The following is a 22,858-nucleotide window of genomic DNA, read 5'->3' as shown; positions in this document are numbered from 1 at the left end:
CCAATTTAAATCAATCGCTTGACTTAAACTCCGGCGCGAGGTTGACTGTTCCAATGACCACCGCCGGCCGGACCGTTCGCACCGATCGGGCCACTTCCACCCAGGAGGCCATCCTGGTGGCGGCCGAGCGCCTGTACGCGGAGCACGGCATGTTCGCGGTGTCCAACCGGCAGGTCAGCGAGGCCGCCGGCCAGGGCAACAATGCCGCCGTCGGTTACCACTTCGGCACCAAGGCCGACCTGGTACGCGCGATCGAGCACAAGCACCGCGGACCCGTCGAGGCACTCCGCGAGCACATGGTGTCCGACCTGATGGCATCGGGCGGATCCGGCGAGTTGCGATCCTGGGTGGCCTGTTTGGTGCGCCCACTCACCGATCACCTGGAGCAGCTCGGAAACCCGACCTGGTACGCGCGCTTCGCCGCCCAGGCCATGACTGATCCCGCTTACTACAACATCATCGTCAAGGGCGCGCTCAGCTCGCCGTCGCTGGTCCAGGTCGTCGACGGCTTCAACCGGTGCCTGCCCAACCTGCCTGCCGACGTCCACTTCGAACGCAACATCATGGCTCGAAATCTGTTGATGCACACCTGCGCCGATCGTGAACGCGCCTTTGCCACAGGCGCATTGACGTCCCATCGGTCATGGCGGGCTGCGGCATCCGGGATCATCGACGCGATCGTGGGCCTGTGGTTGGCGCCTGTGACGGCGTACGAGTAAGGACCCGCGGATGAAAGTGACTGTCGACCAAGACGTTTGCGCCTCCTCGGGGAACTGCGTGATGAATGCGCCCGAAGTGTTCGACCAGCGCGATGACGACGGCGTCGTCGTCCTCCTCAACCCCAACCCGACGGCCGAACAGGGCGAAGGCGCGCGGCGGGCGGCGGCCGCCTGCCCCGCACTCGCCATCCACATCGAGGAATGACATGTCAGACACATTGGCGAGCACCGCGACAGCGCAGACCTCCGACATCCCGGACTACCCGATGGCCAGGCAGCCGCGCTGCCCGTTCGCGCCCCCGCCGGACGTCATGGCACTGGCGGAAGCCAGGCCGCTGTCCAGGGTCCGCATCTGGGACGGCAGCACACCGTGGCTCATCACCGGCTACGAGCAAGTGCGCGAACTGTTTTCGGATTCGCGGGTCAGCGTCGACGACCGCCAGCCGGGATTTCCGCACTGGAACGAAGGCATGCTCTCGACGGTGCACAAGCGCCCGCGGTCGGTCTTCACCGCCGACGGCGAGGAGCACACCCGGTTCCGGCGCATGTTGTCGAAGCCCTTCACGTTCAAGCGAGTCGAGAACCTGCGCCCGACCATTCAGCGGATCACCGACGACCATATCGACGCGATACTCGCCGGACCGCAGCCCGCCGACATCGTCACCGCACTGGCGCTGCCGGTGCCCTCGCTGGTGATCAGCCAGCTGCTGGGTGTCCCTTACGAAGACGCCGACATGTTCCAGCACCACGCCAACATCGGCCTCGCGCGTTACGCCACGGGTGCGGACACGGTCAAAGGCGCGATGAATCTGAACAAATACCTCGCCCAGCTGGTCGAAGCGAAGATGGACAATCCGGCCGAGGACGCGGTTTCCGACCTCGCCGAGCGGGTCAAGGCCGGCGAGCTCAGCGTGAAAGAGGCCGCCCAGCTTGGCACCGGCCTCCTGATCGCCGGGCATGAGACCACCTCCAACATGATCGGGCTGGGCGTGCTCGCGCTGCTGGAAAATCCGGACCAGCTGGCCGTCATCCGCGATGCCAAAGATCCGAAGGTGGTCGCCAGCGCGGTGGAAGAACTCTTGCGCTACCTCAGCATCATTCAGAACGGCCAGCGCCGTGTCGCGCTCGAAGACATCCACATAGCCGGCGAGACGATCCGTGCCGGCGAAGGCATCATCATCGATCTGGCCCCGGCCAATTGGGATGCGGACGCGTTCGCCGAACCGGACCGTCTGTACCTGCACCGCTCGGGCGCCGACCGCAATGTCGCCTTCGGCTACGGCCGGCATCAGTGCGTGGGACAGCAGCTGGCCCGCGCCGAACTGCAGATCGTCTTCCACACGCTGGCCCGCCGCATTCCCTCTCTGCAACTTGCCATTCCGATCGAGGAGGTTCCGTTCAAGGACGACCGACTCGCCTACGGCGTCTACGAACTGCCGGTGACCTGGTAACCCAGCTAGCTACTCATCAAAACTGCGGATCCGAATGGAGGGTCAACGATGACGACTCACACAAGCACGCTCTACCCGCCCGGAGGTTATGGCGCTCCCAAGGATCGGCACGGCCACGCCGCGGGCAGCGACGTCGGTCTGCCGCAGGGGACGGTGGTCTTCTCGGCCGATAACCACATTTCGCTGGCGGATGACATCTTCTATCGACGCTTTCCGGACGACCTGAAGGAGAAGGCGCCGCGGATCTGGTACGAGGACGGTGCCTACCAGGTCGGCCGCAAGGGGCAGTCCTTCCTACCGGGCGACTTCAGCGCCGTGCTGATGCAGTACGACGACCTGCCCGGCGCCGCGAGCACCAACATCGAGGCCCGGATCCAGGAGTTGCACGACGACGGCGTCGAAAAGGAACTGGCGTTCCCCAACGCGGTGCTGGCGCTGTTTCACTACCCCGACAAGCAACTTCGCGAGCTCGCCTTCCGCATCTACAACGAATACATGGCCGAGCTGCAGGAGCGCTCGAATGGCCACTTCTACGGCGCCGGCCTGATCAACTGGTGGGACCCGCAGGGTACACGCAAGACTCTGGAAGAGCTGAAGGCATTGGGCCTCAAGACTTTCCTATTGCCACTCAACCCGGGCAAGGATGACGACGGCAACGTGATCGACTACGGCAGCACCGCGATGAAACCGGTCTGGGACGAGATCGAAGCCGCGGGCCTCCCAGTGACCCACCACATCGGTGAGACCCCTCCGAAAACCCCTTGTCAGTTCAACAGTGTCGTGGTCGGCATGATGATCAACATCGACGGCTTCCGCGAGCAGTTCGCCAAGTACCTCTTCACCGGCATTCTCGATGATCATCCTGGGTTGCGCATCGGCTGGTTCGAGGGCGGGATCGCCTGGGTGCCTTGGGCCTTGCAGGATGCTGACCACCTGATGGGGTCGTACCAACACATGTTCAACCGGAACCTGGAGCACGAGCCGCGCTACTACTGGGACACCCACATGAGCGCGTCGTTCATGGTCGACCCGCTTGGGCTACAGCTGATCGACCAGATCGGGGTGGACAAGGTGATGTGGTCGAGCGACTATCCGCACAACGAAAGCACTTACGGCTATTCCGAAAAATCGCTGAAAGCCGTCGTCGATGCGGTGGGCCCGGAGGACGCGGTGAAGATCGTCAGCGGCAACGTCACGAAGTTCCTGGGCCTGTAGTGACGACGTTCGCGCAACTGGACACCAATACCGTTGATGGGCTGGTGATACCCGAAACAGCGGACCTGGCCCGCCTGCGCCGCGAGACCGGGGCCCGGCTGCGTTCGGCAATGGCCGAGCGCGGCGTCGACGCGATGATACTGCTGGGCAACAATGCGGTGGTCTACGCCACCGGTGCCAGCTGGCCACTCGGCGACGCCGGATTGTCCTACGTCGAGCGGCCGGTTGCCGTGGTGCTCGCCGAAGACGAACGGCCGCACCTGTTCCTGCCCTTCCGCGAGGGAGCCTCGCAGGAGTCGGACTTGCCTGCCGACCACCTGCACGGGCCGGTCTACCTCGAATTCGACGAGGGCGTAGAGCATTTCGCGCGGCAGCTGGCCGACCTCATTCCGGCCAAAGCGGTCATCGCGGTCGACGAGTTCACCGGCGCCATGTCGCGCGCCACGAAGCTCCTGTTTCCCGGTGGCGCACCCGTTGACGCCGCGGCCATCGTCAGCGCCGCCAAGTCGGTCAAAACGCCGGACGAATTGTCCTGCATGCGCACTGCCATCCGGATCACCGACGAAGCGATGGTCGAGGTCCAGAAGAGCCTGGCCCCCGGCATCCGCCAGATCGATTTGTCGGCAAGCTTTTTGCGCCGCGCCTTCGAGCTGGGCGCCACGGCCAGCATGCTGGAGCCGATCTGGCAGGTGATGCCGCCGAGCAAGGCGGAGGGAGTCTGGACCACGCACGGCGATTTGGCGCTGCCGCTGCTGACCACCGAACGCGAGCTGGCCGAAGGTGACGTGTTGTGGACCGACGTCAGCATCACCTATCAGGGCTACTGCTCCGACTTCGGGCGCACCTGGATCGTCGGCCAGGATCCGTCGCCGCGTCAGCGTGCGCAGTTCGACAAGTGGTTCGAGATCATGAGCGCGGTGCTCGGTGTCGCGAAGGCCGGTGCCACGGCGGCGGACCTGGGACGGGCCGCGATTAGGGCCAACGGCGGCGCCAAACCATGGCTGCCGCACTTTTACCTGGGACACGGCATCGGCGTCAACGCCGCCGAAATGCCCATGATCGGAACCGATCTCGGCCAGGACTTCGACGAGAATTTCGTCCTGCAATCCGGGATGGTGCTGGTGCTGGAGCCCGTCGTGTGGGAGGACGGTACCGGCGGCTACCGCAGCGAAGAGGTCCTGGTGATCACCGAGGAAGGCTGGATTCGCTTGACCAACTACCCCTATGACCCCTATGGCTCCCATGTCGGTTGAAGTTTGTCCTGACGAGCGCACGCTCCGCTTGGGGCGCCGCCAGCGGGCGTTGGACCAGATGGCGGCACACGATCTCGACGTGCTGGTCCTCGGCCGGCAGGCCAATGTCCGTTACGTCACCGGGGCTCCGCAGCTGTGGGTCGCCGGCACCCGGCCGTTCGGCCCGACCTGCGTGCTGGTGCGTGAGACCGGCGCCGTGCACCTCCTCAGCACCTGGGATGAGGGAATTCCCGAGGACATCCCCCACGAGAACCTCTACGGCATCTCGTGGAACGCGATGAACACGATGGCGACGCTGGGCCGCATCGACGGTGCGGCAACCGCACGGCGCGTCGGAACCGACGCGCTCTCACCGGTTTTCGCTCAGCTCCTGCCCACCGCGTTCCCCAATGCGCAGCTGGTCGACGGCGAGCTGGCCATGCGGGCCGCGCGGCGCATCAAGACGGACGAGGAGATCGGCGCGCTGCGCGAGTCCGTTGCGGTGGCCGAGTCGGCGCTGGCAGTGGCGGTCTCCGAATTGCGGCCAGGGGTTACCGAACAGGCGCTGGCCGGTGTTTTGTTGGAAGCTTCGGCGGCCGGCGGTGTTTGCACGCCGTCGAATCAAGACGTCGCATGGGTGACATCGCGCGAGCACCCCTGGCGGCGTGCCCACGGCGATGATCGTATCCAGGATGGCGATCTGGTGGCGTTCTCCGCCGGAGTTCTGGCGGGAGGCTACGTCGGCGAAGTGGGCCGGACCTGGCCCGCCGACAACCGGCGTGTGCCCAGCGGTGGCGCCGCACTACGTGTGCGTTGGGAACGACTGTGGGACAAGCTAATTGCCGCCTGCCGGCCCGGCACGGGAGCGGACGAATTGCTCGGCGCCTATCAGGCCGCGGGCGAGCCCGAGCCGCCGATGCCGGTGGCCCGCGGGCTGGGTATGGGCTTCGACCCACCCGTCGTCTCCAAACATCTGCCTACCACCGCGGCCGACGACAGTCTGGAGCCCGGGATGGTGCTGGCCGTGACGGGCTACGTGTGGCAAGAAGGAGTCGGCGCGGTATTCGGACGGGAAGCGGTCCTGATCACCGCGGATGGCCCCGAAGTGCTTACTGCGAGCCCGTTCTGGCAGCCCTAGCCATGCCCGAGCCCTCGGAACCGGCGGCCGAAGAGATCATCCGGTATCACAAAGACGCCGCGACGCGGATCGCCACGATCACGTTCGACCGGCCGGACTATCTCAACGCGCCGACGATCGCCGCGCGGCTGCGCTATGCGGACTTGTTGCACCGGGCCAACGTCGACGACGACGTCAAAGTTGTGGTGATCCGGGGAGCCGGCGACGACCTTGGCTCCGGTGCGGACCTGACCGAGGTCATGCGGATACGCGACGCGGCGGACCAGGCTCAGCGGCTTGCGGAATATCGGATCGGAGCTGACGAAGTCCGACATCCGCCGCGGGGCTCGTTTCGCAACGGCGCCACCCTCGGCCAGTGGTACGCCAACCCGAATTCGGGCATCCGCGGCCTGCAGGACTTTAAGAAGATCAGCATCCTGGAGGCCAAGGGCTACTGCTACGGCTGGCACTTCTACCAGGCCGCCGATGCCGATCTGGTCATCTCCAGCGACGACGCACTGTTCGGGCATCCGTCGTTTCGGTACTACGGCTGGGGTCCCCGCATGTGGTGGTGGGCGCAGACCATGGGCATTCGTAAGTTCCAGGAAATGGTGTTCACCGGAAGGGCTTTCACCGCCGCCGAGATGTATGACTGCAACTTCCTCAACAGCGTGGTGCCACGGGACGAACTCCAGGCAGAGGTGGAGAGATATGCCTTGGCCTGCGCGAGAAACCGGCCCACTGACACGGTTTTCATGCAGAAGGTCTTCTTCGAGATCATGAAGCAGTTCCAAGGCGAATACCTGGGCAGCGTGCTGAGCGGTGTCTTCGAGTCGATGGGCGGCAGCGTCCGCCCGGACGTTGGTGACGAGCTGATGCTTGACGACGCGATGAGGCGTGGTCTGGGCGACGCGGTCAGGGACAACGACGACAAGTTCCCCGCCGAATGGCGGCTCAGCAAGAAGGCGCGCAAGAAGGCGCGTCCCGGCAAGGACGCCAAAGCGAAGAAAAAGAAATCGTGACGCCGCACCGCGTCGAACCGCCCCTGACCGGTTACACGGTGATCGACCTGTCCACCGGGATAGCCGGGGCCTACTGCACCAAACTGCTTGCGGACGGCGGCGCCGATGTCGTGAAAGTCGAGTCGCCAGAGGGTGATCCGCTGCGCAGGTGGTCGGCCTCGGGCGCCGCGATCGCGGCCGGTGGTGACGGCGCTTTGTTCAGCTTCCTGGCCGGAGCAAAACACAGCGTGGTGGCCGATCCCACCAGCGATGACGACACCGAGCTGGTGAACCGGCTGCTGGCTTCCGCCGACTCGGTGGTGTGGTCGGCCGGCTCGACACTGGCCGGGCACCCGGACTTCACACCGTTCGCCGTCCACCGCCGCCACCCGCACCTCACCGTCACCTCGATCACACCATTCGGGCTGGAAGGTCCCTGGCGAGACCGCCCGGCGACCGAGTTCACGCTGCAGGCCTGGTCGGGAGGGATCGTCGGGCTGGGCCGGGGCGAGCAGCGGCGTCCGCCCGTCTTCGTCGGCGGTCAGGCCGGCGAATACCTGGCCGGCGTCCACGCCAGCGTGGCAACCCTGGCCTCACGGTGGCGCCGAATCGAAGGCGGCGCAGGCGAACTGCTGGATCTCTCGATGCTGGAAACACAGATCCTCTGCCTCACCTATTACCCGGTCTCCTACTTCGAGTTGCTCGGCCGCCCATGGCGAGACATGCGACGGCCCACGATTCCGGGAGTGGCTCAGGCGAAGGATGGTCTGGTGGATCTCGGCTGCGGGACGGCGCAACAATGGTTCGACCTGTGCGCCATGGTGGGTCATCCGGAATGGATCGACGAGGAATCGCCGCTGTCGATCACCGAGCAGGCCAACATCCACGCCGACGAGATCTTTTCCTGGCTCGCCGGCACTCCCGTCGACGAAATCCGGGAACTGGCCTCGGCATTCCGTATTCCCAACGCCCCGGTCGCCAACGGTGCCAACGTCACAACCTTCGATCAGTTCGTGGAGCGCGACTCATTCGTGCGTAATCCGCGCGACGGATTCCAGCAGCCGAGTCACCCGTATCGGATGCGGCCCGCGCGGTTACGGCCACCGCAACCGGCTCCGCGGCTGGGCGAACACACCGAGTGCTACCGCGCCGCAGAACTTCCGGCGCGGCCCGCGCCGACAGGTGAGGCGAAAGCGTTGCCGCTGAGTGGACTTCGGGTCGTGGACATGACCACCTTCTGGGCGGGGCCGTGCTGCACCCATGCTTTGGCCTTACTCGGTGCCGAGGTCATCCACGTCGAATCCACCCGACGCCCCGATGGCACACGGATGATCGCCGGCATACCGCTGACCGAGGACCAGTGGTGGGAGAAGTCGCCCATCTTCGAGGCCCTCAACACCAACAAGAAGGGGCTGACCCTCGACCTGCAGAGTCCGCGCGGTCGCGAATTGCTGCGTGAGCTGATCGCGACGTGCGATGTGATCGTGGAGAACTTCACGCCGCGGGTGCTTGACCAGATCGGACTGAATTTCAGCACTGTTCAATCGATTCGGCCGGACGCGGTGTTGGTGCGGATGCCCGGGTTCGGCCTCGAAGGGCCATGGCGCGACAACCCGGCGTTCGCCTACGTGATCGAATCGGCGTCCGGCGTGAGTTGGCTCACCGGCTACCCCGATCGCACGCCCTACGACCCCTATTCGATCGGTGATCCCAACGCCGGCGTCCACGCACTCAACGCGATACTGCTCGCGATCGAGCACCGGCGCCGCACCGGCGAGGGTGTGTTCGTCGAGGCGGCGATGGTCGATGCCGCACTCAGCATCGCCGCCGAGCAAGTCATCGAGTACTCGGCCTACGGCACGCTGCTGGAGCGCGCCGGCAACAGGGGACCGACCGCGGCGCCGCAGAACCTCTACCTCAGTGCCGATATCGACGAGTTCGGCCGCCTCGATTGCTGGGTCGCCATCGCAGTGGCCACCGATGACCAGTGGAACTGTTTGTGTTGGGCGCTCGGATCACCCTCCTGGGCAACCGATCCCGGGCTGTCGACCGAAGCCGGGCGGCGCACGCACCACGACTCCATCGATGAGCGACTCGCCGCATGGTGCGGGCAGCGTAGCCGCGACGAGATCGTCGAGACCCTGTGGGACGCGGGCGTGCCGGTGGCCAAAGTCATGCAACCGCACCGTCAGACCGAACTGGAACAGTTGGCGTTTCGGGACTTCTTCGAAGAGGTCGACCATCCGGTCAACGGTCCGGCTAGGCTCAGCACCGTGCCTATGAGGTTCTCAGCCGGGCCCCACAAGTTCCACACCCAGCATGCACCCCTGCTGGGGCAGCACAACTACGAAGTGCTGTCCGGGCTGGGCTTGTCCGACTCGGACATCGCCGGCCTGGAGGCCGACGGCGTGATCGGCCGCGCACCGAGCATGCGCGCCAGGAGCTGATCGACCGTGGCAATCGACCCGTCGAACATTTTGCTCACCGGCCGCGTGGCGGTGGTGACCGGTGGGGGAGCGGGCATCGGCCGCGGCATCGCCGCCGGGATGGCTGCCTTCGGCGCCAAAGTGGCGGTCTGGGAGCGCGACCCGCAGACCTGCGTACAGGCAGCCGAATCCGTTGGCGGCCTTGGGATTGTCACCGACGTCCGGGACGGCGAGCAGGTCGACGCCGCGTTGCAGCGGACCACCGCCGAACTCGGCACGCCGACGATCCTGGTCAACAACGCCGGCGGTGCGTTCTCCTCACCGTTGCTCGAGACCAGCGAAAACGGCTGGGACGCATTGTATAAGGCGAACCTGCGACACGTGCTGCTCTGCACCCAGCGAGTGGCCCGGCAGTTGGTCACCGCCGGCCTTGGCGGCAGCATCATTTCGGTGACGTCGATCGAGGGCGTGCGTGCCGCGCCGGGCTACGCGGCCTACGCGGCGGCCAAGGCCGGCGTCATTAACTACACGAAAACCGCGGCGCTGGAACTGGCTTCTCATGGCATCCGGGTCAACGCGATAGCGCCCGACATCACCCTCACCGAGGGCCTGACCGCGCTCAACAGCGAGGCCGCGGCCAGTGCCATGGGGAACATCGTCCCGCTCGGACGCCCCGGCCATGTCGATGAAATCGCCTGCACCGCTGTCTTTCTGGCTTCCGACATGTCGGCCTATCTCACCGGGCAAACGTTACACGTCGACGGTGGCACCCATGCCGCCGGCGGCTGGTACCACGATCCGCAGACCGGGGCCTACCGGCTGGGCCCGTCCGGCTAGTGTTTCCACCCTTCGGCGGCCTGGTCGTCGAAGGTGCGATCGATGCGCTCAAACCTGCGCCTGACCGACGCCCGGGCCGCCTCGTGCGGCAGGATGTACAAGCGGTTGGCCAAAATCGCGTCGGCGGTGAGCCGCGCGACGCCATCGACCGACACAGTGTCATCCTGCGTCGGTGGAAGCTGCCCGAACCCACTCGTCAGGTCGGGCGCTGACGCGAGCCCGTCATCCGCGCTGCGAATTCGTTCGGAGTTCGCGACCAACCCGGTCTCGATCACCATCGGGCACAGTACGGAAACGCCAATGCCGTTTTCCTTGACTTCTCGGGCCAGCGTCTCGGCCAACCCGACGACCCCATACTTGGCAACGCCGTACGCTCCGAGGCCGGCGTTGGGCACCAGCCCGGCAAAGGACGCGGTGAAGGCGATGTGGCCGCCCTTGCCCTGGTCGATCAACTTCGGCACGAACGCCTCGACGGCATGGATCGAACCCCACAGATCGATGTCGATCACCCAGCGCCAGTCCTCGTGCGTCATCGACGCGAGCGGACCCGCGACGACGATGCCCGCATTGCTGAACACCACATCGACCTGACCCAGCAGCCGAAAGGATTCCTCCGCCAGGCGAACCATCTGATCGAGGTGCCGCACGTCGCACGTCACCCCGTGCGCGTCGAACCCCTCGCCCTTCAGGTGCGACACGGCCCTTTCCAATGCAGCATGATCGACGTCGGCCAGCACCAGGCGGGCCCCTCGGCGGGCGAATTCGGTGGCGGTGGCCAAACCGATGCCGCTCGCACCGCCGGTGATGACCGCCCCCCGACCCTCGAAACCGTCCATGGATTCCGAGCGTATTACCACCCCAGGGGGCGGTGTGAGAGACGTCATGTAGATAGCACCCTAACTATTAGGGCACCATACATATATGGCCGCTCCCACTGCGCGCGACGTCGACCCGCTAGCCCTTGAGCACCAGGTGTGTTACGCGCTGGCGACGACCAACCGGGCGGTCTTGGCGGTGTATCGGCCGCTGCTAGAGCCGCTCGGCCTGACCCATCCGCAATATCTGGTGATGCTGGCACTGTGGGATCACCGAAAGACCCCCATGGCGGATCAGTTCCCGTTGTCGGTCAAGCAGATCGCCACCGCGTTGCAATTGGATTCGGCCACGCTGTCTCCCATGCTCAAGCGCCTGGAGGGGCAGGGATTGATCACCCGCGCCAGGAATGCGGGTGACGAGCGCAGCACCGACGTGATGTTGACGCAGCGTGGAATCGCCTTGCGGGAGCGAGCACTTGAGATTCCACCCGCCGTCGTGGCACGGCTTGGGGTCGAGCTGTCCGAACTCGAGAACCTACATCGGGTCCTCACCCGTATCAATGCCGCCGCCCTGACGGCCGGCGCATTGGAATCATGACACCCCGAGGAGCCACCATGACCGACGCGAAACCCAATCTCTGGCAACGGATCGGCTATTCCTACGGCCGGCGTCTGCCCGACTCGATGCGCACCTGGGTAGCCCGCGATCTGGCCGGGGAGGGAGCCATTCGGCGGCACATGATCAGGTGGGCGATACCGCCCCTGCTGGTCCTTGCTCCGTTCTGGCTGCTGCCGGCGTCACTCTACGTGCACACGGAGATGACCGCGCCGCTGTATATCTGGGCGCTGCTGATAACCCTCGCCCTCAATAAGGTCTGGCGCCGGCACCGGCTGGCAGTGCATGGGCTCGACCCGAACCTGGTCGACGTGATCGCCCGCCGCAAACAGGCACGGATGCACGAGGACTACATCCGCCGTTACGGGCCGCGACCCGAATCGGCGGAGTGGCAGTCCAACAGCAGCCCGTTCTAACTTCTACTTCAGGCAGCTGCCGCCGTCGACGGGTAGCGTGACGCCGGTGATGTAACGCGCCTCGTCGGACGCCAGGAACAGCACCGCATTGGCAATGTCCTCGGGCTCGACCCAGCCGATAGGCAGGGTGTGCATCAACTGGCCGACGACCTTCATGTCCTCGGGACCCGGGTTCTCCAGATCGGGACGGAACAGCTTCATCGTGCCCTCGTTCATGAACAGCGGGGTGTTGACGTTGGTCGGGTGCACGGAGTTGACGCGGATGTTCTGCGCACCGAGCTCGACGGCGAAGGTGCGCATCAAGCCCACCACACCGTGCTTGGCGGCGACGTAGTGGCCGGTGTGCGGGTAGGCCTTGAGGCCACCGACCGAACTGGTGAGGATGATCGAGCCGCCGTTGCCGCCCGCAAGGATATGCGGCACACCGGCTTTCACGGTCTTCCACACTCCCGCAAGGTTGATGTCGATCATAGCCGTCCAGTCGGTCTCGCTGGTCTTGTCCAGCGTCTGGCCGCCGTTGCCGATGCCGGCGTTGGCGACGATGATGTCGAGCTTGCCGAGCTGCTCGACGCCGGTGTCGACAGCCGACTTGAGCGCGTCGTAGTCCCGGACATCGACCTCGGCGGTGTAGATCCGACGGTTTTGCGCCTTCACCAGGTCTGCGGTCTCGGCCAGATCCTCCGGCGTGGAGGCGGCGATCAGATCCACGGTGTCGATCTTCTTGCAGATATCGACGGCGATGATGTCGGCGCCCTCCTGGGCTAACCGCACCGCATGTGCACGGCCCTGACCGCGTGCCGCTCCGGTGACGAAAGCGACCTTGCCCTCAACACGTCCGGTCATGGCTTCCTCAACTCCCCACTTGATCTGCTCGGCACGCCTCACCCGGGCCACGGGTCTTGCCGCCCTTGAACTCTGTCATTTGGTCGTCGCGGGTGTCAATGACGAATCCGTTTTGGCTACTTGTGATTCTAGATATTAGAGAATCTCATTCTCACCGGCAAACGCCGTTCGCTATTTGCTCAACGTGAGGTGCGGGGAATGCGCTACGCGACGAATCCACGCGAGCAGAAGTCCCACACCTCATCGGCGGTAATGGGGTGCATCGTCGCGTCGTCCGGCCCGCCGCTCGATTGCGCGATGAACATGACGGTCTGCATGGTCATGGCGGCCACCCGTTTGGGATTGATGGTGTTGCGCAACTTCCCGGCGTCGTGCGCCGCGTCCATCAGTTCTGTCAGCAACGCGAGCAGCGGGGCATGGGCGACCTTGACCTCGGCGGGATGCGTCACCAGCAACCGTGGGGCAAAATCGGTGAACAGTGGGCGCTTGGCCGTCGGGTCCGGGCGCGATGCCTCGTACAGGAGCTGAACGGCGACCTGCAGCCGCTCCAACGGATCGGATTGGCTCTCGGTCGCCGCGCGGATCTGGTCGGCCGATCGGCTCAGGGCATCCTCGAAGAGCGCCAGCAGCAACTCGTGTTTGCCGTCGAACTGCAGGTAGAAGCTGCGCAATGACTGGCGGGAGCGGTCCACGACCTCCTGCACGGTGAAGTCCGTGCTGCCCTTTTCGATGATGATGGCCTGGGCCGCGTCCAGGAAGCGCTGAACACGTTGCGCGGCGCGCAGTTTCGCCGTCTTGATGGACCGCTCGACGGCACGCTGCTTCCAGGCCGGCTCTTCGCTTGGATTGGTCACGGCCGACTCAGTTGATTGCCGCGAGGGGAGAACATGGTTGGACTCTACCGGAGAACGCCGTGACATCGCTGCGCTCGACCCCCTCACGGATCACGTGTCGGAGATTGTAACTTTCTTACGACGAGAATACTATTCTCTCAGACGTGTGTATGGAAGCTTAATCGCAAGAGCGCACCGCGTCGTCGGCGGAAACCCGGATCTACCGATGGAGCGGCCTGCTCAGGACCACCCCGGGAAGTGTTGTGCAGCTGACCTTTGACGCCGACGTGGAGGCGTTCCGCGCCGAGTTCGTGGCCTTCCTCGAAACGCATCTGCCTTCCGAGGCCGAGGTGTTCGTGCGGCCGCAATCGAGTTCGGATATCCCGGAGTGGGCCCGCCGGTGGCAGCGATTGCTGTTCGACAACGGATGGCTGCAGCCCGGCAACCCGCCGGAGTTCGGCGGCCGCAACGCCACGTTGTTGCAGCAATACGTGTACCACGAAGAGCTCTCGCGGCGGCGCATCTATCAAAGCTTCAATCCTCAGGGTGTGGGCATCATCGCGGCGTCATTGCTGTCATTCGGCACGCCCCAACAGAAGCAGCGCTGGGCGGTGCCCATCCTGCGCGCCGAGATCACCGCGTCACTGGGGATGAGCGAACCCGGCGCGGGGTCGGATCTCGCCTCGCTGAAGACGCGCGCGGTGTGCTCGTCTGATTCAGAAGGCGACCACTTCGTCGTCAACGGGCAGAAGGTGTGGACATCTGGAGCCCATCACGCCGATGTGTTGCTGACATTTGTGCGCACCGACCCGGACGCGCCAAAACACAAGGGCATCAGCGCTTTACTGATTCCGACCGACACCCCCGGTGTGGTCCGCCGCCCGTTCGCCTCGGTAGGCGACATCGACGACGTCGACTTCAACGAGGTCTTCTTCACCGACGTACGGGTGCCGGCCGAGAACTTGGTGGGCGAGCTCAACGCCGGCTGGCGAGTCGCCACCGGTTCGCTCGGCCACGAACGCGCGATGCTATGGCTGGATTACGCGGACATGCTGCACGCGTTGACGGTCGAGTCCGGCCCCGCGGGTCCGGTGCAGCGGGATCGCTACGCGACGCTGGTGATGGACGTCTACGCCATGCGGCTGCTGGGGTCGGCGACGCTGGCCAAGGCCGCCCGTGGCGAAGAGGACGTCCCCGCCCAGTCGATGCTCAAGCTGCTCGGCTCGGAGGCGATGCAACGCGCCAGCGAGGACGCCCTCAACGCCAAGGACGGCGACGGATTGGCATTGCGTGCGGTTACTGCTCCCGTCGCGCCGCTCAACCTGGATAGCCACTATGGCAGCTGGTTCGACCGGTACACCCGCACCTTCGCGGCGACCATCGCCGGCGGTACCTCGGAAATTCAGCGCAACATCATCGCCGAACGCATACTCGGGCTGCCGCGCAATTGATCTGAGCGTCAGTGCTTCCGGGCGTCCAGCTGGGCGTAATAGCCGATGGCGACGAGACCAGCCACTATTGCGATCGCCCCTAAAACGATGCCGGCCACGGCGGTTCGGGGATTGTTCGCCTCCCCGCGGGCAACCCTCCGCCGGGCGATGTCACCCGTCACCACCGCTGCGATGCCAAACGGCACTCCAAGCAGCAACCAACAAGTGACGAGTCCGACCAGGCCCAGCAATAGCGAGGCGACGCCGAACTGGTTCTGTGGCACGTCCGGCTGGTTCATCACGTCCCATCCTCTTGGTCTCGGGATGAGTCTACGCGGGCACCATGGCGGTGCCGGCCCATTGCCGTGCGCGGCAACGTTACAGCTGCGCGAGCCGCGGTGCAGAACCGGCCGCCACCAACGCTTTTCCCGCCACACGCGTCAGTTCTCGAGAGCTGCCCAGCAGCCCGTCGAGAATCAGCGACCGCTTGATGTGGTGGTGCAGCGGATGCTCGGCGGTGAAGCCGATTCCGCCGAGTACCTGCTGGCAGTGGCGCGCGGAGGTCAGCGCGGCCTGACCGGCCGCGGCCTTGGCCAGCAGGGAAGCCAGGCCTTGCGCATCATCGCATTCCGTCGCGGCTTGCAGTGTGGCCTCGGCGCCCTCGATCGCCACGAGTGTCTCGGCCAGCCGGTGCCGGATCGCTTGGAACGAGCTGATGTGGCGGCCGAATTGAACCCGGTCCACGGCATGCCGGCGAGCCAGCGACAGCATGGCGCGGCTGGTGCCGACCAGCCACCACCCTACGGCTCGCCAACCCGCATGCAGCGCGGCTGACGGCAAGGGATCCTCCTGCGGGACAGGATGTATCGGCAGCAACTCGTCGATCCCCGAGCCGGGGTGATGGCGGCGTTCCCACAGCACCCAGGAGCCGCCGGCGAACGGCAGCGGCAGCGTGCCCCCGGGCGCGTCGCCGGCCGCACACAGCACAACGTCGTTGAGCACGGGCGCGTGCGCGCCCGTCTCGCCGAGCAACCTGAACACCAGAGGGATTGCGATAGCGGGCATTTCGTCGAGCATGTCGCGCCAGCCCAAATCGGTCAGCGCCGCATCGAGCTTGGCTCCCGAGGCGGCGCTCATCGTCGTCCGCAGCGACTCCGTAAGCAGGCGCAGCGATTCGGGGTCTGACTCGGTGTCTACCGGGGGGGCCACGTTCACTCCTTCCCGAGATCGAGCAGCCGGCGAGCGATGATATTGCGCTGGATCTCGGCCGTGCCTCCGTAGATCGTCGCCGCGCGCGAGTACAGGTATTCCGAACGCCACGGCGTGTCCTTGAGTTCGAGCGTGCCCGGCAACACGTCGCGGACCGTGTCGTAGAGCCGCTGCTCCGCGGAGGCCAGCAGTACCTTGTCGATGGAGGTGTCGGGTCCCAGCCGGGCCCCGTCGCGCATCCGGTGCTGGGTCGCGCGCGATCGGCAGCGCAACGTGTGAAGGGCCAGATAGGCGCCCCCGAGCGCGGATTCGTCGGGCTCGCCGGCTTCGGCCGCCGTCGCGATCAGATCGTCGAATCGCGAATAGAGGTAGGCGATCCGCTGCCAGAAGCAGGCGGAACGCTCATAGGGCAGTAGGTCCATGGCCAGCCGCCAGCCGTCCCCGGGCTCGCCCAGCATCCGGGCGGCGGGAATCACCGCGTCGTCGTAGTACACCTCGCAGAACTCGTCGACGCCGTGCATCGTCCGCAGCGGGCGGATGGTGATGCCCGGGGTGTCGAGATCGACGAAGAAGGCGGTGATTCCGTCGTGCCCGGGCGCGGTGCGGGCAAGCAGGACGCATCGGGTGGAGAACTGCGCGAAGCTGGTCCACACCTTCTGCCCGTTGACGACCCAGTTGTCGCCGTCCTGGACCGCCCGTGTCGTCAGCGATGCCAGATCGCTGCCCGAGCCCGGCTCGGAAAACCCTTGGCACCATTGCTCTTCGCCGCTCAGCAGACGCGGAACCATTTCCTTTGCGAGTTCGGCCGGTGCGTAGTCGATCATGGTGGGCGCCAGCACCTCGAGCATCGAATAGGGCCCGGGTTCGGCCAGGCGGCGGCCGACCACCTCTTCACCGACAATCGCGCGCAGCACCGCGGGACCGCCCAATCCACCCACCTCAACCGGCCAGCCGAACCGCATCCAATCGGCGTCGTAGAGCGCACGGCTGACCCGGGCGAACTGCCGCATGTGCCCCTGCAGCGAGTGATCGGGCTCGGGGGTCAGATCGTTGTCGTCGAGCCACGCGCGCAGGTCGGCCCGGAACTCCTCGACATTCACTTCGATTGGTCGGCTCCTTTAAGTCGCTGCCTGCGCCGCAGAGTCACCGGCGGGCCGCCCGACGGCGTGCGGCCGTCCCGAATCGTGCACGCCGCTGCGGCGGATGAACGTCATGGCGCGGGTCTTCAGCCGCCACCCGTCGGTGGTTCGCACATAGGTGTCGCGGTAGTAGCCGATCCGCATGTCGTGGGTGGCGTGATCGATGAAGCACAGTGGCTGGGTGCCGCTGGCCGCATCCCCGTCCAGGTCCACCACCGCGGTTCCGGTGAGAAACAAGCCCTTTGGGGCCGCGGCCACCAGTTCCGGGAATCGGCTCAGGCTGTAGGTCTCGCCGAAGGCGCTGTAGGTACCGTCGGGCGTGAAGACGGCGACGAGTCCCTCGATGTCCTCCTGGGTGATGGTGACCGCGTAGCGGCCCAGCAGCTGCTGAATCTCGACGAGATCGTCAGTTCGGGTTGGGCCGCTCTTAGACTGATCGGGCGTCGACATAGACCTTGCCGCCTTTCATGACGAAGCTGACGTTTCGGGTAACGGTGATGTCTTCCAACGGGTTTCCGGGTACTGCGATGATATCGGCGAGCTGTCCCGGCGCGAGGCGGCCTCGGTCGGTCGAGTTGATGAGCTCGGCCGCGGTGATGGTCGCCGCTCTCAGCACCGCCAGCGGCGGCATGCCCCACTCCACCAGCGTGACGAGCTCGTCGGCGTTCTTGCCGTGTGGGATGGCCGGAGCGTCGGTGCCGACCGCGATCTTCACCCCGGCCTCGTAGGCGGCTTTGATCGATGTTTCCGCCTTCGGAAACATCTCGGCGGCCTTGTCCTGCAATGCCTTCGGAGCACGGGAGACGTCCATCGCCTGGGCGAGCCTGCGGGTGGTCACCAGGAACCGGTCGTTGTCGACCAGCATCTGGATGGCCTCGTCGTCCATCAGGAAGCCGTGTTCGATGCAGTCGATCCCGCACGCCACCGCGTGCTTGACCGCTTCGGCTCCGTGGGTGTGCGCGGCGACGCGCAGCCCGCGCCGGTGCGCCTCATCGACGATCGCGCGCAATTCCTCGTCCGAATAATGTTGCGCCCCAGCCTCGCCGGTCAACGACATGACGCCGCCGGAAACGCACACCTTGATCAGCTCGGCGCCGTGCTTGATCTGGTAGCGCACCGCCTTGCGGATCTCGTCGACCCCGTTGGCGATGCCCTCTTCGACCGTGAGCTCGAGCGCACCCGGCATGAACGCGGCGAACATCGTCGGGTCCAAGTGTCCACCGGTGGGCGTGATGGCGTGGCCGGCCGGGACGATGCGGGGCCCGTCGATCCACCCCGCGTCGATGGCCTTGCCAAGGGCGACGTCGAGCAGGTAGCCGCCGGTCTTTACGAACAGGCCCAGGTTGCGCACGGTGGTGAAACCGGCGCGCAGCGTGCGCCTGGCGTTGCCGACCGCGCGCAGCACCCGAGTCGGCGGGTCGTCCTGCACCTGGGACAGTCCCGGCGTCTCGCCGCGTCCGCCCATCAGGAGGTTGACCTCCATGTCCATCAGGCCCGGCAGCAGAATCTGGTCGCCGAGGTCGATGACAGTGTCTTCTGGGCCCGTCGGGCCCGAATCCCCGACGCCCACGATCCGATCGTCCTCGATCGTCAGAATGCCCGGGCGAAGGATCTCACCCGCGTCGACGTCGAGCAGCCCTGCGGCCTTGAGCGTCAGCACCGCTTAGATCACCGGTTCCCGTATTACTTCAACCCACGCCGCGCCGCTGTCGGGGACGCGCGGTTGTTTCCACGCCTCGATGGGGAACGACACCATGACCAGTGACTGCATCATGTGCATCAAAGTCTTTGCGTCGTCGGGCAGCTCGTCCAGCGGGAACTTGTCGACGTATTCGATGACAGCGTTGAGCTTCGGAAACGCCACGTCGTAGAAGGCCTGCATCTCGGGCATCGTCGAGGCCAGCCGTTTGGCGTAGCGCTCGGGTTCGGTGGCCAGATCCCAATCCAAATAGGGCTCCAGGGCCGCGAATTCAGACGGTAACGCCATTGCGCTGGTGCTCCTTCACATAGTCAGCGGTCGTCTTGTGCAGATGACGGATCAACACTTCCTGGTCGCAGAGCAGGAACTCCTTGACCGCACGGGTGCCGATCATGGTCTGAGTCGCTTCCAGCGTGTTGGCGTCCTGCAGCGCGTACTCCTTGAACGTCACCGCGGCCAACTCCTGGGCCAGCCGTTCCCGCGCGTTGCGCGGCGGAACGAAATACAGCGTCGACTCGAAGATGTGCTTGTCGACAGCGGTAGGCCAGTAGTGATAGGTCAGGAACCAGCCCGGCTCCCAGATCAGCAACATGAAGTTCGGGTAAAAGAGCCACGAGTCGATGCCCCACTGCGGCACCCTCTTCACGTTGACTCCCGGTGGCAGCTCGAGCTTTTCGATGATCTCCGGCTTGTCCCACGGGCCGAACAAACCGCTGCGCAACACCTGGTCCATCGGTTTGACCATGGACATGTCCGGCGGCGGTGCCTGACCGCCCCAGGTCGACTGCAGGTTGTGCGGTCCGGCCAACTCGTAGTGCAGCGCCTCGTAGCCGAACTTCTGGATCTTGGCGGCTTCTTCCTTGGTGTACTGCCCCTGGTGCAGGATCGGCGCGTGGTAGAACTCGACGAACGCGTCGATGAACAGCTTCCAGTTGCTGCCCACCTCGGCCCGGTAGGAGTAGGTCTCCGTCATCTCGCCGAACGGGTAGCCCTCGATGCTCTTGGCCAGCGGCCCGAGGTAGTCGATCAGCGGCGCGGCGTTGTCGTCGAAGTTGATGAAGATGAAACCCTCCCACACCTCGCACCGGACGGGTGCCAGGCCGAAGTTGCTTTTGTCCAGGTCGAAGAACTCCTCTTCCTGTTGGACGAAGGTCAGGTCACCGTCGAGGCTGTAGCGCCAAGCGTGGTACTTGCAGGTGAATTGCCGGCAGGTGCCGGAGGTCTCCTCGTGGGGAAAGTCGTTCCACACCAACTTGTTTCCGCGGTGACGGCAGACGTTGTGGTACGCCTTGACCGACCCTTCCTTGGTCTTGGTGATGATCACCGACGTGCCCTTGCCGGCCGCCGGCAGTTCTCGGGTGAAGTAGCTGCCGGTGCGGGGGAGACGTTCGACCCGGCCGACGTTCAGCCAGGTCTTCCGGAAGACCGCGTCGCGTTCGGCTTCGAAGAACGCCGGGTCGATCGAGTCGGTGTAGTCAACCGGCGCGGTCCCGAGGTCGGGGTAGTTTTCTGTCCAGCTGCCGGCGGCTGGCTTGGGGAAGTGCGGCAACGTTCTTACTCCTCTTATTCAGTGCTGTTCGGCGTGTTCGAGCTGGATGCCAAAAGTGTTGAAGGCCATGGCCAGCAGGGCGTAGCAGCCGACCGTGAAGACGAAATCCATGCGCTGCTGGTCGTTGAGGCACTCGCCCAGCGCCGCCCAAGTCCTGTCGGACAGCTCCGACTTCTCTTCGAGTTCATCCACGCCGGTGATCACCGCGCGGTCGAAGGCGTCGAGGTCCTCCGCGCTGCCATCGCCGAATCGCCGCACCGCCGCGATCTGTTCGTCGGTGATCCCCTGGTCCTTGGCCATCCTGACGTGGTGTGACCACTCGTACGCGCACTGGCGTCGATGGGCCACCCGCAGGATGGCCAGCTCGCGGATGCGGGGCGGCAGCGTCGACGTCGTCAACAGGTGGACATTGAATCGAAGAAACGCCTTGGCGAGCGCCGGGTGGTGAGCCAGCGTGGACAGCGCATTGTTGGTGTCCGCTCCACGCATCGCCGAGAGTGCCTGCTGGGTGGCCTCGTCCCACTGATCAGCGGGGAGCGGCTGCAACCGCATCGGCAATGTCCTCTCGGTGAAAGAGAATTAGATTCTCATTTGCAACTAACAGACTGGCACGAAACGTGCGCCCGGTCAATGCCGACGTGCCGAGCGGACGCCGGTCAGAGCCACACGGCTCACTCGGGTCGGCCAGACGGCCAAGACGTGAGCCGGCGCGCCGAACTGGGATGTCACGCGGGGGTCTACCTCACTGCGTCGCCGCTTGGCGGTGGGACATTCGCCCGATCACTGGGTCGCTGGTCAGGCTGCTATGGACGGCGGCAGCAGCGTATGAATGTTGATTCTCGTCTGGCGAGAAGATAGTTTTCATTTTAGTGATCTTGGCACGGGACAGCGATTCGCCGAGGCTGTAATCGATCCGATGGATCCGATGGAAGGGAAGCTCATGAACAAAGAAGACATGATGCTGATCAGCGTCGACGACCACACCGTCGAGCCACCCGACATGTTCAAGAACCACCTGTCGAAGAAGTACCAGGACGACGCACCTCGACTGGTGCACAACGACGACGGCTCGGACATGTGGAAGTTCCGCGACACGGTCATCCCGAACGTGGCGTTGAACGCGGTCGCGGGCCGGCCCAAGGAGGAGTACGGCATCGAGCCGACGGGGCTCGACGAGATCCGGCCGGGTTGTTACAACGTCGACGAACGCGTCAAAGACATGAACGCCGGTGGCATCCTCGCTTCGATCTGCTTCCCGTCGTTCCCGGGCTTTGCCGGGCGGCTGTTCGTCACCGACGACCACGACTTCTCCATCGCGCTGGTGCAGGCCTACAACGACTGGCACATCGACGAGTGGTGCGGGGCGTACCCGGCGCGATTCATCCCGATGGCGATCCCGGTGATCTGGGACGCCGAGGCGTGCGCCGCCGAGGTGCGCCGGGTAGCCAAGAAGGGCGTGCACGCACTGACCTTCACCGAAAACCCGGCCGCGATGGGCTACCCGAGCTTCCACAACGAGTACTGGAACCCGTTGTGGGAAGCGTTGTGCGACACCAACACCGTGATGAACGTCCACATCGGGTCCTCGGGCCGGCTGGCGATCACCGCGCCCGATGCGCCGATGGACGTGATGATCACGCTGCAGCCGATGAACATCGTGCAGGCCGCGGCGGACCTGCTGTGGTCGGCACCGATCAAGAAGTACCCCGACCTCAAGATCGCCCTGTCCGAGGGCGGCACGGGGTGGATCCCCTACTTCCTGGAGCGCGCCGACCGCACCTACGAAATGCACTCCACCTGGACGCATCAGAACTTCGGCGACAAGTTGCCGTCCGACGTGTTCCGCGACCACTTCCTGACCTGCTTCATCAGCGACAAGGTCGGTGTGGCGCTGCGCAACATGATCGGCATCGACAACATCTGCTGGGAGGCCGACTACCCGCACAGCGACTCGATGTGGCCGGGCGCACCGGAAGAGCTCTGGGATGTGTTGTCCATCAACAACGTTCCCGACGACGAGATCAATAAGATGACCTACGAGAACGCCATGCGGTGGTACTCGTTCGACCCCTTCACGCACATTTCACGCGAACAGGCCACCGTCGGTGCGCTTCGCAAGGCCGCCGAGGGGCACGACGTGTCCATCAAGGCGGCGGGCCACGATAAGGACAGCCGAGGCGGCTCGTCCTTTGCCGATTTCGCGGCCAACGCGAAAGCACTTAGCGGCAACAAGGACTAGAAGCCACACGCCGGAATGCAAGTGCGCCCGTGGCGGTCGCAAGCGCGGCGAAGCCGGGCGGCGCGGGCCAGC

At 65.1% G+C, this 22,858-nt stretch carries 24 protein-coding genes; 13 read left to right on the top strand and 11 right to left on the bottom strand.

Annotated features, from left to right (window positions below):
- Positions 1-53 precede the first annotated feature (53 nt).
- The 9 genes from AC5Y4H_RS05220 (at position 54) to AC5Y4H_RS05180 (ending at position 9,998) form a co-directional block, all read left to right on the top strand.
- Positions 54-719, top strand: coding sequence for a TetR/AcrR family transcriptional regulator (locus tag AC5Y4H_RS05220; RefSeq protein ID WP_499979117.1), 666 nt, complete (start codon positions 54-56; stop codon positions 717-719).
- Between the two features lie 10 nt (positions 720-729).
- Complete coding sequence (locus tag AC5Y4H_RS05215) at positions 730-924, top strand: ferredoxin (RefSeq protein WP_499979116.1); 195 nt, start codon at positions 730-732, stop codon at positions 922-924.
- Between the two features lies 1 nt (position 925).
- Positions 926-2,170 carry a cytochrome P450 gene (locus AC5Y4H_RS05210; RefSeq protein ID WP_499979114.1) on the top strand — a complete coding sequence of 415 codons (1,245 nt, stop codon included), beginning with the start codon at positions 926-928 and terminating at the stop codon, positions 2,168-2,170.
- Between the two features lie 153 nt (positions 2,171-2,323).
- The gene (locus AC5Y4H_RS05205; RefSeq protein WP_499979196.1) at positions 2,324-3,385 is read left to right on the top strand and encodes an amidohydrolase family protein; all 1,062 of its coding nucleotides are present in this window, start codon (positions 2,324-2,326) and stop codon (positions 3,383-3,385) included.
- Positions 3,385-4,638, top strand: a complete 1,254-nt coding sequence (locus AC5Y4H_RS05200) for a M24 family metallopeptidase (RefSeq protein WP_499979113.1) — start codon at positions 3,385-3,387, stop codon at positions 4,636-4,638. The genes AC5Y4H_RS05205 and AC5Y4H_RS05200 overlap by 1 nt, the downstream gene beginning before the upstream one ends.
- On the top strand, positions 4,628-5,755 hold the full coding sequence (locus AC5Y4H_RS05195; RefSeq protein WP_499979112.1) for a M24 family metallopeptidase: 1,128 nt from the start codon (positions 4,628-4,630) through the stop codon (positions 5,753-5,755). The genes AC5Y4H_RS05200 and AC5Y4H_RS05195 overlap by 11 nt, the downstream gene beginning before the upstream one ends.
- Positions 5,756-5,757: 2 nt before the next feature.
- Complete coding sequence (locus AC5Y4H_RS05190) at positions 5,758-6,756, top strand: enoyl-CoA hydratase/isomerase family protein (RefSeq protein ID WP_499979110.1); 999 nt, start codon at positions 5,758-5,760, stop codon at positions 6,754-6,756.
- Positions 6,753-9,182, top strand: a complete 2,430-nt coding sequence (locus AC5Y4H_RS05185) for a CaiB/BaiF CoA-transferase family protein (RefSeq protein WP_499979109.1) — start codon at positions 6,753-6,755, stop codon at positions 9,180-9,182. The genes AC5Y4H_RS05190 and AC5Y4H_RS05185 overlap by 4 nt, the downstream gene beginning before the upstream one ends.
- Before the next feature lie 6 nt (positions 9,183-9,188).
- A complete protein-coding gene (locus AC5Y4H_RS05180) occupies positions 9,189-9,998 on the top strand; it encodes an SDR family NAD(P)-dependent oxidoreductase (protein ID WP_499979108.1) in 810 nt (269 codons plus the stop codon).
- On the opposite strand, the gene AC5Y4H_RS05175 is transcribed toward AC5Y4H_RS05180, so the two are convergent.
- On the bottom strand, positions 9,995-10,834 hold the full coding sequence (locus tag AC5Y4H_RS05175) for an SDR family NAD(P)-dependent oxidoreductase (protein ID WP_499979107.1): 840 nt from the start codon (positions 10,832-10,834) through the stop codon (positions 9,995-9,997). The genes AC5Y4H_RS05180 and AC5Y4H_RS05175 overlap by 4 nt on opposite strands.
- Before the next feature lie 85 nt (positions 10,835-10,919).
- On the opposite strand from AC5Y4H_RS05175, the gene AC5Y4H_RS05170 reads away from it, so the two are divergent.
- Both AC5Y4H_RS05170 and AC5Y4H_RS05165 read left to right on the top strand, forming a co-directional pair.
- Positions 10,920-11,411, top strand: a complete 492-nt coding sequence (locus tag AC5Y4H_RS05170) for a MarR family winged helix-turn-helix transcriptional regulator (protein WP_499979106.1) — start codon at positions 10,920-10,922, stop codon at positions 11,409-11,411.
- Between the two features lie 17 nt (positions 11,412-11,428).
- Complete coding sequence (locus AC5Y4H_RS05165) at positions 11,429-11,845, top strand: DUF5313 domain-containing protein (protein WP_499979105.1); 417 nt, start codon at positions 11,429-11,431, stop codon at positions 11,843-11,845.
- A gap of 3 nt (positions 11,846-11,848) precedes the next feature.
- Here AC5Y4H_RS05165 and AC5Y4H_RS05160 read toward each other — a convergent pair whose 3' ends face one another.
- Positions 11,849-12,688: a mycofactocin-coupled SDR family oxidoreductase gene (locus tag AC5Y4H_RS05160; RefSeq protein WP_036471526.1), complete on the bottom strand. Its 840-nt coding sequence runs from the start codon at positions 12,686-12,688 to the stop codon at positions 11,849-11,851.
- A 203-nt stretch (positions 12,689-12,891) separates the two neighbouring features.
- Positions 12,892-13,542: a TetR/AcrR family transcriptional regulator gene (locus AC5Y4H_RS05155; protein ID WP_499979104.1), complete on the bottom strand. Its 651-nt coding sequence runs from the start codon at positions 13,540-13,542 to the stop codon at positions 12,892-12,894.
- Positions 13,543-13,784: 242 nt separating this feature from the next.
- Here AC5Y4H_RS05155 and AC5Y4H_RS05150 point away from each other — a divergent pair, with 242 nt between their 5' ends.
- Positions 13,785-14,972, top strand: a complete 1,188-nt coding sequence (locus AC5Y4H_RS05150) for an acyl-CoA dehydrogenase family protein (RefSeq protein WP_499979103.1) — start codon at positions 13,785-13,787, stop codon at positions 14,970-14,972.
- Between the two features lie 8 nt (positions 14,973-14,980).
- On the opposite strand, the gene AC5Y4H_RS05145 is transcribed toward AC5Y4H_RS05150, so the two are convergent.
- From AC5Y4H_RS05145 to AC5Y4H_RS05110, 8 genes are all read right to left on the bottom strand, one after another.
- On the bottom strand, positions 14,981-15,250 hold the full coding sequence (locus AC5Y4H_RS05145) for a DUF4190 domain-containing protein (protein WP_499979102.1): 270 nt from the start codon (positions 15,248-15,250) through the stop codon (positions 14,981-14,983).
- Between the two features lie 79 nt (positions 15,251-15,329).
- Positions 15,330-16,088, bottom strand: a complete 759-nt coding sequence (locus AC5Y4H_RS05140; RefSeq protein WP_499979193.1) for an acyl-CoA dehydrogenase family protein — start codon at positions 16,086-16,088, stop codon at positions 15,330-15,332.
- Between the two features lie 74 nt (positions 16,089-16,162).
- Complete coding sequence (locus AC5Y4H_RS05135; protein ID WP_499979101.1) at positions 16,163-17,260, bottom strand: acyl-CoA dehydrogenase family protein; 1,098 nt, start codon at positions 17,258-17,260, stop codon at positions 16,163-16,165.
- A gap of 18 nt (positions 17,261-17,278) precedes the next feature.
- Positions 17,279-17,749: a nuclear transport factor 2 family protein gene (locus AC5Y4H_RS05130; RefSeq protein WP_499979099.1), complete on the bottom strand. Its 471-nt coding sequence runs from the start codon at positions 17,747-17,749 to the stop codon at positions 17,279-17,281.
- Positions 17,727-18,959 carry a metal-dependent hydrolase family protein gene (locus AC5Y4H_RS05125; protein WP_499979097.1) on the bottom strand — a complete coding sequence of 411 codons (1,233 nt, stop codon included), beginning with the start codon at positions 18,957-18,959 and terminating at the stop codon, positions 17,727-17,729. Before AC5Y4H_RS05125 ends, AC5Y4H_RS05130 begins: the two co-directional genes overlap by 23 nt.
- Before the next feature lie 3 nt (positions 18,960-18,962).
- Entirely contained in the window at positions 18,963-19,286 is a 324-nt protein-coding gene (locus AC5Y4H_RS05120) for a hypothetical protein (RefSeq protein ID WP_499979096.1), read from the bottom strand.
- Positions 19,270-20,547: an aromatic ring-hydroxylating oxygenase subunit alpha gene (locus tag AC5Y4H_RS05115; protein WP_499979094.1), complete on the bottom strand. Its 1,278-nt coding sequence runs from the start codon at positions 20,545-20,547 to the stop codon at positions 19,270-19,272. The genes AC5Y4H_RS05120 and AC5Y4H_RS05115 overlap by 17 nt, the downstream gene beginning before the upstream one ends.
- Before the next feature lie 18 nt (positions 20,548-20,565).
- The gene (locus AC5Y4H_RS05110) at positions 20,566-21,099 is read right to left on the bottom strand and encodes a carboxymuconolactone decarboxylase family protein (RefSeq protein ID WP_499979092.1); all 534 of its coding nucleotides are present in this window, start codon (positions 21,097-21,099) and stop codon (positions 20,566-20,568) included.
- Between the two features lie 388 nt (positions 21,100-21,487).
- Between AC5Y4H_RS05110 and AC5Y4H_RS05105 the strand changes: the two genes are divergently transcribed.
- Positions 21,488-22,786 (top strand): amidohydrolase family protein, encoded by a 1,299-nt coding sequence (locus AC5Y4H_RS05105; RefSeq protein ID WP_499979191.1) that lies wholly within the window; start codon positions 21,488-21,490, stop codon positions 22,784-22,786.
- Positions 22,787-22,858 lie beyond the last annotated feature (72 nt).

The organism is Mycobacterium sp. NGS58, assembly GCF_059812385.1.
The sequence above is the reverse complement of the archived record's forward strand: the minus strand, read 5'-3'. Positions and strand labels throughout refer to the sequence as shown.

Excerpts from the sequence above, each read along its gene's own strand:
- AC5Y4H_RS05220 (WP_499979117.1), top strand. The coding sequence starts at position 54 with ATGACCACCGCCGGCCGGACCGTTCGCACCGATCGGGCCACTTCCACC.
- AC5Y4H_RS05215 (WP_499979116.1), top strand. The coding sequence starts at position 730 with ATGAAAGTGACTGTCGACCAAGACGTTTGCGCCTCCTCGGGGAACTGC.
- AC5Y4H_RS05210 (WP_499979114.1), top strand. The coding sequence starts at position 926 with ATGTCAGACACATTGGCGAGCACCGCGACAGCGCAGACCTCCGACATC.
- AC5Y4H_RS05195 (WP_499979112.1), top strand. The coding sequence starts at position 4,628 with ATGTCGGTTGAAGTTTGTCCTGACGAGCGCACGCTCCGCTTGGGGCGC.
- AC5Y4H_RS05190 (WP_499979110.1), top strand. The coding sequence starts at position 5,758 with ATGCCCGAGCCCTCGGAACCGGCGGCCGAAGAGATCATCCGGTATCAC.
- AC5Y4H_RS05175 (WP_499979107.1), bottom strand. The coding sequence starts at position 10,834 with ATGGACGGTTTCGAGGGTCGGGGGGCGGTCATCACCGGCGGTGCGAGC.
- AC5Y4H_RS05170 (WP_499979106.1), top strand. The coding sequence starts at position 10,920 with ATGGCCGCTCCCACTGCGCGCGACGTCGACCCGCTAGCCCTTGAGCAC.
- AC5Y4H_RS05165 (WP_499979105.1), top strand. The coding sequence starts at position 11,429 with ATGACCGACGCGAAACCCAATCTCTGGCAACGGATCGGCTATTCCTAC.
- AC5Y4H_RS05160 (WP_036471526.1), bottom strand. The coding sequence starts at position 12,688 with ATGACCGGACGTGTTGAGGGCAAGGTCGCTTTCGTCACCGGAGCGGCA.
- AC5Y4H_RS05145 (WP_499979102.1), bottom strand. The coding sequence starts at position 15,250 with ATGAACCAGCCGGACGTGCCACAGAACCAGTTCGGCGTCGCCTCGCTA.
- AC5Y4H_RS05140 (WP_499979193.1), bottom strand. The coding sequence starts at position 16,088 with ATGAGCGCCGCCTCGGGAGCCAAGCTCGATGCGGCGCTGACCGATTTG.
- AC5Y4H_RS05130 (WP_499979099.1), bottom strand. The coding sequence starts at position 17,749 with ATGTCGACGCCCGATCAGTCTAAGAGCGGCCCAACCCGAACTGACGAT.
- AC5Y4H_RS05120 (WP_499979096.1), bottom strand. The coding sequence starts at position 19,286 with ATGGCGTTACCGTCTGAATTCGCGGCCCTGGAGCCCTATTTGGATTGG.
- AC5Y4H_RS05110 (WP_499979092.1), bottom strand. The coding sequence starts at position 21,099 with ATGCGGTTGCAGCCGCTCCCCGCTGATCAGTGGGACGAGGCCACCCAG.
- AC5Y4H_RS05105 (WP_499979191.1), top strand. The coding sequence starts at position 21,488 with ATGAACAAAGAAGACATGATGCTGATCAGCGTCGACGACCACACCGTC.